Here is a 10,244-nt window from a genome sequence, read left to right as displayed (position 1 = left end):
AAGGTCGTGCAGGCGTTGCGGCATGGGTTGCTGCCCCGGACGTTGCACGCGGAAGATCGGTCGCCGTTTGTGGATTGGTCGTCTGGTGCGGTGGAGTTGCTGACCGAGGCGCGGTCGTGGCCGCAGGTGGATCGGCCGCGTCGAGCGGCGGTGTCGTCGTTCGGGATCAGTGGCACCAACGCCCATGTGATCATCGAGCAAGCACCGCATGACGAACAGCCCGTCGACGCGCCCCAGCCATCGGGCCTCCCGCCCGTCCCGATCGTCCTATCCGGACGCAACACTCCCGCGCTGCAGGCCCAAGCCACGCGCCTACACGAACGCCTCTCGGCCGAGCCGATCGCACTCACCGACCTCGCCTGGTCGGCGCTGACCGGCCGGGCCCGGTTCGACCAGCGTGCCGTCGTGCTCGCCACCGATCACGAACAGCTCACCGCCGGACTGACCGCGCTTGCCGAGGGACAGATCGCGGCCAACGTCGTCACCGGCGGCGTGCTGCCCGGCGCCGAACGGGTCGTCTTCGTCTTCCCGGGCCAGGGCGCGCAGTGGGAAGAAATGGCGCTGCGCCTGCTCGACGAGTCCCCGGTGTTCGCCGCCGCCATCGCGGAGTGCGACCGAGCTCTGTCGTCCTATGTGGACTGGTCGCTGTTGGACGTGCTGCGCCGTGCCGATGGTGCCCCATCGCTGGAACGCGTCGATGTGGTGCAGCCGGTGCTGTTCGCGATGATGGTGTCGCTCGCCGCGCTGTGGCGCTTCCACGGCGTGCATCCGGCCGCCGTCGTCGGGCACTCACAGGGCGAGATCGCGGCGGCATACGTCGCCGGCGCGCTGACGCTTGACGACGCGGCCCGGGTCGTTGCGCTGCGCAGCCAGGCCATCGGCGCGATCGCCGGCCAGGGCGGCATGATGTCGATACCGTTGGGCCTGGCCGCGGTGCAGGATCTGCTCGCGCCGTGGGGGCAGGCGATCTCGGTGGCGGCGGTCAACGGTCCGGTCTCGACCGTGGTCTCGGGCGAAATCGGGCCGCTGCAAGAACTGCACGCGCAGCTCGTCGCCGACGACGTGCGGGCCCGGATGATTCCGGTCGACTACGCCTCGCATTCCGCACATGTGGAGCGGATCGAGGCGCGCCTGCGGGAGCTGCTGGCGCCGGTGCGCCCGCGCGAAGCAGACGTGCCCTTCTTCTCCACGGTCACGGCCGGATTCCTTGACACCACGGAACTCGGCGCTGACTACTGGTACCGCAATCTTCGCCAGACGGTACGGCTGGAGGAGTCGATCCGCGGCCTGCTCGCCGACCGGCACCGGGTGTTCGCGGAGATGAGCCCCCATCCCGTTTTGACCGTCGCCATTGAGGAAACCGCCGACGCGGCCGGTGAGACGATCGTTGCCACCGGTTCGCTGCGTCGCCGGCACGGCGGCATGGATCAGTTCCTTACCGCGGTCGCGCAGCTTTACACGGTCGGCGTGCCGGTTGACTGGACACCGGCGTTCGGCGCCGGCGCCCGCCGCGTCGACCTGCCCACGTATCCGTTCCAGCGGCAGCGCTTCTGGCTGCGGCCTGCCACCGGCACCGGCGACATGGTCTCGGCCGGCCTGGCCGACGCCGATCACCCGCTGCTCGGCGCGGCGGTCGAGCTGGCCGACGGCAACGCCGTGCTCACCGGGCGGATCTCCCTGCAGGCGCAGCCCTGGTTGGCCGGGCACGCCGTCTACGACACTGCGCTGCTGCCGGCCACGGCCTTCGCCGAACTCGCCGTGCGGGCAGGTGATCAGGTCGGCTGTGCCCACCTTGAAGACCTCACGCTGTGGACGCCGCTGCTGCTGCCCGCGTCCGGCGGCGTACAGGTGCAGGTGAGCGTCACCGGCACCGGCGAGCGCCGGGAGCTTGCCGTGCACGCCCGCCGCGACGGCGAGCAGGAGTGGACCAGTCACGCCAGCGGCACGCTGCTCCAGAGTGCGCCGCCGGCCCCGGTCGGGCTCACTGCCTGGCCACCGCCGGGCGCGGTTGAGATAGATCTCGACGGGGCTTACGAGCGCCTTGTCGAGCACGGCTACCGGTATGCGGGCGCATTCGCCGGCCTGCGGCGGGTGTGGACCGACGGCGACGTCGTGCTGGCCGAGGTGGCGCTGCCGGACCAATACCGCGACGAGGCGGGTGGCTACACGCTGCATCCCGCGCTGCTTGACGCAGCGCTGCACGCGTTGCTGCCCGGGGTCGCGGGCGCCGATCGGCCGCTGCTGCCGTTCGCGTGGTCGGGTCTGACGGTGTACGCCGCGGGCGCCACCGAGCTGCGGGTGCGGCTGCGCGTCACCGCCGACGATCACGGTGCCACGGCGCGCGTGCTGCTCGCCGACGCGACCGGTGCGGTGGTGGCCACCGTCGACCAGCTGACGCTGCGCCCGCTGACCAGGCAGGTGCTGGCCGGCGCCGCCGCGGACGGTGCACTGTACGAATTGGACTGGATCGCTGTGCCGGTGGCCGAGCAGGCGCCCGTGGAGTATCCAATGATCGGTGCCGATCCGTTCGGGCTGCGGCCCACCACGGCGTACGCCGACCTGGCTGCTCTTGGCGCGGCCCTCGACGCCGGCGTCCCGGTGCCCGATGTGGTCGTGTTCTGCACCGCCTCACCCACCGATACGCAAGACGTGCCAGCGGTTATGCGCGATGCGACCTTCGGCGTGCTGGACGTGATGCGCGAATGGCTGTCCGACGACCGGTTTGTCCGCTCGCGGCTCGCCGTGCTGACCCGCCGTGCCATGGCCACGGCGGGTGAGCGCGTCGGCGATCTGCCGCGCGCCGCCGTGTGGGGCCTGGTGCGTACCGCCCAGACGGAAAACCCCGACCGGTTCGTGCTCGTGGACCTCGACGACCGGCCCGTGATACCGCACGTGCTGACCGGGGCACTGGCGTCGGGTGAGCCGCAGGTGCTGCTGCGCGACGGCGCCGTGCTGGCGCCGCGGCTGACGCGTCCCACGGCCGAGGCGCTGCCCCTCCCGGCCGACGCCCCCGCCTACCGGCTGCTGGTCGACGGCGGCACGCTGGAGAACCTCCGCTTCGTCGCCGCGCCGGAGGTGCTCGAACCGCTGGCCGAGGGTACGGTCCGGGTCTCGGTGCGTGCGGGTGGCCTCAACTTCCGCGATGTCCTGATTGGACTCGGCATGGTGGACCAGCGGCACGCCCTGATGGGCGCCGAGGGTGCCGGTGTGGTCGTCGAGGTGGGTCCGGGCGTCACCGATCTGGTCGTCGGCGACCGGGTGATGGGCTATTTCCCCGGCGCGTTCGCCCCGATCGCCGTCGCCGACCGCCGGTTGCTGGCGCGGATGCCCGACGGATGGACCTTCGCGCAGGCCGCCTCGGTGCCGGTGGTCTTCCTCACCGCGTACTACGGGCTGGTCGACCTCGGCCGCGTGCAGCCGGGGGACAGGGTGCTCATCCACGCCGCGGCGGGCGGCGTGGGCATCGCCGCCGTGCAGCTCGCGCAGCACCTGGGCGCGGAGGTCTTCGGCACCGCCAGTCCGGGCAAGTGGGACACGTTGCGCGCGCTCGGCCTCGACGACGAGCACATCGCGAACTCGCGGACCCTCGACTTCGGCGACCGTTTCCGCGGCATCGATGTCGTGCTCAACTCGCTCGCGGGCGAGTTCATCGACGCATCGCTGCGGCTGCTCGCCGACGGTGGCCGCTTCCTGGAGATGGGCAAGACCGATATCCGCGACACCGCACAGGTGGAGGCGGCGCATCCGGGCGTGACCTACCAGGTGTACGACCTGACCGCGCTGGCCAGCACCCAGGCGGACACGGCCGGGGCGATGCCCGAGCGCATGCGGGAAATACTCGCCGAAGTACTGGCGCTGTTCGACCGGGGCGTGCTGCGGCCACTGCCCGTGACCACCTGGGACGTCCGTCACGCGATCGAGGCGTTCCGGTTCCTGTCCCAGGCGCGTGGCACGGGCAAGGTCGTGCTCACCGTGCCCCGGCCGCTCGACCCTGACGGCACCGTGTTGGTCACCGGTGCCACCGGCACGCTCGGTGCGCTGGTCGCCCGCCATCTCGTAACCGTGTATGGCGCCCGGCATCTGCTCTTGGTCAGCCGCCGTGGCCTGCAAGCGCCCGGCGCGGCGGAGCTGCGCGACATGCTGGGCGAGCTCGGCGCGCAGGTCACCGTCGCCGCTTGCGATGTCGGGGATCGGGCCGCGCTGGCCCAGCTGCTGCAAGCGGTTCCGGCGGCGCATCCACTCACCGCGGTCGTGCACACCGCAGGGGTGCTCGACGACGGCGTCGTGGCGAACATGACCCGGGAGCAGATGGAAAACGTCTTGCGCGCCAAGGCAGACGCGGCCTGGCACCTGCACGAGCTGACGCGCCATGCGGACCTTTCGGCGTTCGTGCTCTACTCCTCGTTCGCGGGGCTCCTTGGACAGGCCGGCCAGGCCAACTACGCGGCCGCGAACGCGTTCCTCGATGCGCTGGCCGAACACCGGCGCGATCTGGGCCTCCCCGCAGTGTCGCTGGCGTGGGGCCTGTGGGCCGAGGCCAGTGGCATGACCGCGCACCTGGACGAGGTCGACCTTCGCCGCATGGCGCGCAGCGGTCTGCTGCCGCTGTCCAGCGCGGAGGGCATGGCGGCCTTCGACGCCGCGCTCGCCCTCGGGCGGCCCGTCGCCGTGCCGACCCGCCTGGATCCGGCCGCCCTGCGCAATCAGGGCGAGAGCCTGCCGGCGCTGCTGCGGGGTCTGGTCACGGTCGCCGTCCGGCGGGCGTCGGCGGGCCAGACGACTGAGGCGGGCGCGACATTCGCGGACCGGCTGGCCCAGCTCACCGAGCCCGACCGGCGCCGTGTGCTCGTCGACCTCGTCCGCACTCAGGTGGCCACGGTGCTCGGACACGCCAGCCACAACACCATCGCCGGCGATCGCGCGCTCAAGGAACTCGGGTTCGACTCGCTGACCGCGGTCGAGCTGCGCAACCGGCTCAACGCCGCGACCGGGCTGCGACTGCCCACGACGCTGGTGTTCGACTATCCCACCGCCGAACAGATCGCGGGGTTCCTGCGGGAGCAGTTCGTCCTCGAAGAGGTGACCGCTGACGTGGCAGTGCTGTCCGATCTCGACCGGATCAGCGTGCTGCTGCGGGACTCGCTCGGCGAGAGCGCCGCCCGCGAGCGGATCGCCGGCCGCCTGCAGGAGCTGCTCATGCTCTGCAGTCCCGAGGCGCCGCCCGGCCGCCTCGACGACGACCTGGATTCCGCCACCGACGACGAGCTGTTCGCGCTCGTGGACCAGCTGGGCTGACGCCGAAGTGATGACCGGGAGAGCTGAGAATAATGGCTGACGAGGACAAGCTTCGGGAGTACCTCAAGCGCGCGCTCGCCGATGCTCGTGACGCCCGACGGCGCCTGAGCGAGGTCGAGGAGCGCCGCCGGGAGCCGATCGCCATCGTGGGGATGGCGTGCCGATTCCCGGGTGGAGTCGCGTCGCCGGAGGACCTGTGGGACTTGGTGGCGTCGGGCGGCGACGCGATCGGGCCGTTCCCGGGCGACCGCGATTGGGACCTGTCGGGACTGTTCGACGCCGACCCGGACGCGATCGGCAAGACCTACGCCCGCGAGGGCGGCTTCCTGCATGACGCGGCCGAGTTCGACGCGGCCTTCTTCGGGATCTCGCCGCGTGAGGCGCTGGGCATGGATCCGCAGCAGCGGCTGCTGCTGGAAACGGCGTGGGAGGCGTTCGAGCGAGCCGGGATCAACCCCGACGCGGTGCGCGGCGATCGGGTTGGCGTCTTCGTCGGCGCGACCGATCAGGCGTACGGGCCGCGCATGCACGAGGCTGCCGAGGCTGTCGCTGGACACCTGTTGACTGGCACCACATCCAGCGTTGCGTCGGGGCGCATCGCGTACCAGATGGGGCTTATCGGCCCGGCCATCACTCTGGATACCGCGTGCTCATCGTCGTTGGTCGCCCTGCACCTCGCCGCGCAGGCGTTGCGCAACGACGAGTGCACGATGGCGCTCGCCGGTGGAGTGATGGTGATGTCCACCCCCGGCACCTTCGTCGAGTTCAGCCGCCAGCGCGGGCTGTCGCCGAGTGGCCGCTGCCGCTCCTTCGCCGCTGCCGCGGACGGCACGGGCTGGTCCGAGGGAGCAGGATTGGTGTTGGTGGAGCGGCTTTCCGACGCTCAGCGGCTCGGCCACCGGGTGCTGGCCGTGATCCGCGGCACCGCGGTGAATCAAGATGGCGCGTCGAATGGGCTCACCGCGCCCAATGGCCGCTCACAGCAGCAGGTGATCCGCCAGGCCTTGGCCGACGCCGACCTCACGCCAGCCGACGTCGACGCCGTGGAGGCGCACGGCACGGGCACCCGGCTGGGCGACCCGATTGAGGCGGAGGCGTTGCTGGCCACATATGGTCCCGGTCGGCGGGCGGAGCGTCCGTTGTGGTTGGGGTCCATCAAGTCCAACCTCGGCCACACCCAGCACGCGGCGGGTGTCGCCGGTGTGATCAAGATGGTGCAGGCACTGCGCGCCAAAGTCCTGCCGCAGACACTGCACGTCGACGAGCCCACGCCGTATGTCGATTGGGACGCGGGCGGCGTGCGACTGCTCACCGAGACTCGTCCGTGGCAGGCCGGGCACGGGCCGCGCCGCGCCGGCGTCTCCTCGTTCGGAGTCAGCGGCACCAACGCGCACATCATCCTCGAAGAAGCGCCCACCATTCTGGAAGAGCCGCCGCCCAGCGCGCCAACGCCCGTGGCCGTTCCGCTCGTGCCGTGGGTCCTATCCGGACGGTCGCCGGGGGCGTTGCGCGCGCAGGCCGCGCGCCTCGCCACCGCGCTGCGCGACGTCGACCAGCTCGACGCGGGCCTGTCGCTGGCCGCGACACGAGCGGCGTTCGAGCATCGCGCCGTGGTGGTGGCCGCGGACCGTGCGGAGGCGTTCGCCCGGTTGGCCGATGTGGCCGAGGGCCGGTCGACGGCGGGTGTGGTGACGGGGGAGGCGATCCCGGGCCGGTTGGGTTTCGTGTTTTCGGGTCAGGGTGCGCAGCGGGCGGGGATGGGTCTTGAGCTGGCGCGGGTGTTTCCGGTGTTTCGGGAGGCCTTCGATGAAGTCTGTGCGGTGTTGGATCCGGCGTTGCGGGAGGTGATCGCGTCTGGGGTGGGGTTGGAGCAGACGGGTTTCACCCAGCCGGCGTTGTTTGCCGTGGAGACGGCGTTGTTCCGGTTGTTGGAGTCGTGGGGTGTGGTGCCCGCGTTTGTGGCCGGTCATTCGATTGGTGAGATCGCGGCAGCTCATGTGGCAGGAGTGCTGTCCCTTGTGGACGCGGCCCGTCTGGTGTCTGCGCGTGGCTCGTTGATGCAGGCGTTGCCGCCGGGTGGGGCGATGGCCGCGGTGCGCGCCACACCGCAGGAAGTAACACCACTGCTGACGAGTGCGGTGGCTCTTGCGGCGGTGAACGGGCCGAGCTCGGTGGTGCTGTCCGGTGAGCGGGATGCGGTGGAGCAGGTGGTGGCCCGGTTGGGTAAGCGGGCGAAGTGGTTGCAGGTCAGTCATGCGTTTCATTCGCCGTTGATGGAGCCGATGCTGGCCGACTTCCGCAAGGTCGTGGAGTCACTGGAGTTCGCGCCGCCGCAGATCCCCATCGTGTCCAGTGGTGAGGTGACCGATCCCGAGTACTGGGTGGAGCATGTGCGTCGGCCGGTGATGTTCGCTGATGCGGTGTCCACATTGGTCGATCAGGGCGCGTCCACCCTGCTGGAGATCGGCCCCGACGGCGTCCTATGTGGACTCGTGCCGGACATCGCGCCGGACATTGTCGCCGTTCCGCTGCAGCGCAAGGATCGTCCGGAGCCGTTGGCGGCGCTGACCGCTCTGGCGACAATCCACACTCGTGGCGCCGACGTCGACTGGGCCGCCTACTTCACCGGCACCCCAGCGCGCCGCGTCGACCTGCCCACCTACCCATTCCAACGCCGCCGGTTCTGGGCCGGGCCGTCCACCGGCCAGGCCACGGCCGACCCGGCCGACCGCGAGTTTTGGCAGATCGTCGAGCGCGAAGACCCGGCCGCCCTCGCCGCCCTCGTCGGAGCCGACGAGGCCGACTTGGGTGCGGCCTTGCCCGCTCTCGCTCGCTGGAGGCAACGCCGCCTCGGGCAGTCAGCCGCACAACAGTGGCGCTACCGCGTCGTGTGGAGGCAGCAGCCCACACCAGCCCCGGCGCAGCTCACCGGCGACTGGCTGGTCATCGCAGCCGATGAATACGCGGCCGAGGCGCGGCATGCCGTCCGCGCACTGAATGCGCGTGGCGCGGCCGCCCGGCTCGCCGATGCATGGACGGACACGGTCGGCGGCGTGATCCTGCTGGGCCAGGCGCCGCCAGCCGATCTGTCCGCTATCGGTGCGCCGACCTGGAGCCTGACCAGGGGAGCGGTCGCGATTGCCGCGGACGAACGCCCCGACCCGGCGGCCGTGCCGCTTTGGGCATGGGCACAGGAGCGTTCGTGGGAAGCACACCCGCACTGGCGCGGCATCGTTGACGTGGCCGCGGACCTCGACGAGGACGACTGGCTCCGGCTGGCCGACCTTCTCGCCGGTGCGACCGAGTCGCAGTACGCGCTGCGTTCGGACGGTGTCTACGTGCCGCGGCTGCTCGGCGCCTCCGCCAAGACGCCAGCGCCATGGACGCCGCACGGCATCGTGCTGCTGTCCGGTGCCGACACACCCGCGGCCGAGCTGCTGAGCGGCTGGCTGACGGGATCGGGAGCGGGTGGTGTCGTGGCGGTCGGCTCGGGCGATCTCGAGGCCGCCGCTACTGCGCTGGCGATGCACCCGGTGACCGCCGTCGTTCACGTCAACCACGACCCCGAAACCGGCGCAGAAATGATGCGGCTGCTCGACGAGCTGACGCGCGAACGCGACCTCGACGCATTCGTCATGCTCTCCTCCGCCACAACGGTGTTCGGTGGCCCGGGTCAGGCCGCGTACGTGGCGCTGCGGCTGCACGCCGACGCGCTCGCCCAGCGCCGCCGTCTGGACGGACTCGCCGCGACCTCTATCGCCTGGGGCGCGTGCACCGGGATCGATGTGACACCGGCTCCCGGCTTGCGGGCAATGGCCGCCGACGCCGCGCTGTTCGCGCTGGCCGACGCCGCCGGTCAGGAGGCGCCCCACGCCGTAATCGCCGACATCGACTGGCCGCGTGTGGCCGCAGCCCTACCGGCGCGGCTCCGGCCGCTGATCGACGACCTGCCGCAAGTGCGTGAGCTGGAGACCGAGGAGGGGTCGGTCGCGGGCACGCTGCGCCGCCGCCTGGCCGGCCTCGACGCGCAGGAGCGCGACCGGGCGCTGCTCGACCTCGTCCTCGAACAGGTCGCGCTGGTGCTGGGGTATCCGAGCACCGACCCACTGTCGAGCAGGCAGCCCTTCACCGACCTCGGCCTCAACTCTCTGACCGCGGTCGAACTGCGCAACCGGCTCAACACCGCGACCGGGCTCACCCTCCCCGCGACTTTGGTTTTCGACTACCCGAACCCGCAGGCGGTGGCGAGCCGCCTGGGCGTGGAGCTGTTCGACACGGCAGTCGCACCGGTCGCCACCCGCTCGGCGGTCCAGTCGGACGAACCCATTGCGATCGTCGGCATGGCGTGTCGTTTTCCGGGTGGGGTGCGGACGCCCGAGGACTTGTGGCGGTTGGTGGTTGAGGGTCGTGATGCGATCGGGGGTTTCCCAACTGATCGGGGTTGGGATGTCGAGGGGCTTTACGATCCGGATCCGGATGCGGCTGGCAAGACGTATGCCCGTGAGGGTGGTTTCCTTTACGAGGCGGCGGAGTTTGATGCGGAGTTCTTTGGGATTTCGCCGCGTGAGGCGTTGGCGATGGATCCGCAGCAGCGCCTGTTGCTGGAGACCGTGTGGGAGACCTACGAGCATGCTGGGATCGACCCGGAGACCTTGCGCGGCAAGGAAATCGGCGTCTTCGCGGGCGGCAACGGCACCGACTATGCCTCGATGATGACCCGAGCGCCTGAAGGCGTTGACGGATATTTGATGACTGGTACGGCGTCCAGCGTAGTGGCCGGGCGGATCTCCTACACCTTTGGGCTTGTCGGGCCTGCGATGACGGTGGATACGGCGTGTTCGTCGTCGTTGGTGGCGTTGCATTTGGCGGTGCAGGCGTTGCGGGGTGGTGAGTGTGTGATGGCGTTGGCTGGTGGGGTGACGGTGATGTCGTCGCCGGGGACGTTTGTG

2 protein-coding genes are annotated in these 10,244 nt (G+C 70.8%); both read left to right on the top strand.

Annotated elements, in window-relative coordinates; all coding sequences use genetic code 11:
* Positions 1-5,295 (top strand): SDR family NAD(P)-dependent oxidoreductase (locus tag DM816_RS44000; RefSeq protein ID WP_162908189.1); only part of this gene is annotated, 5,295 nt, incomplete at its 5' end.
* Positions 5,296-5,327: 32 nt separating this feature from the next.
* On the top strand, positions 5,328-10,244 hold a 4,917-nt coding region (locus tag DM816_RS45375), incomplete at its 3' end, for a type I polyketide synthase (protein ID WP_117215067.1).

The organism is Allorhizocola rhizosphaerae (assembly GCF_003426775.1).
Lineage (GTDB): Bacteria > Actinomycetota > Actinomycetes > Mycobacteriales > Micromonosporaceae > Allorhizocola > Allorhizocola rhizosphaerae.
This window is presented reverse-complemented; position numbering and strand designations above follow the sequence as displayed.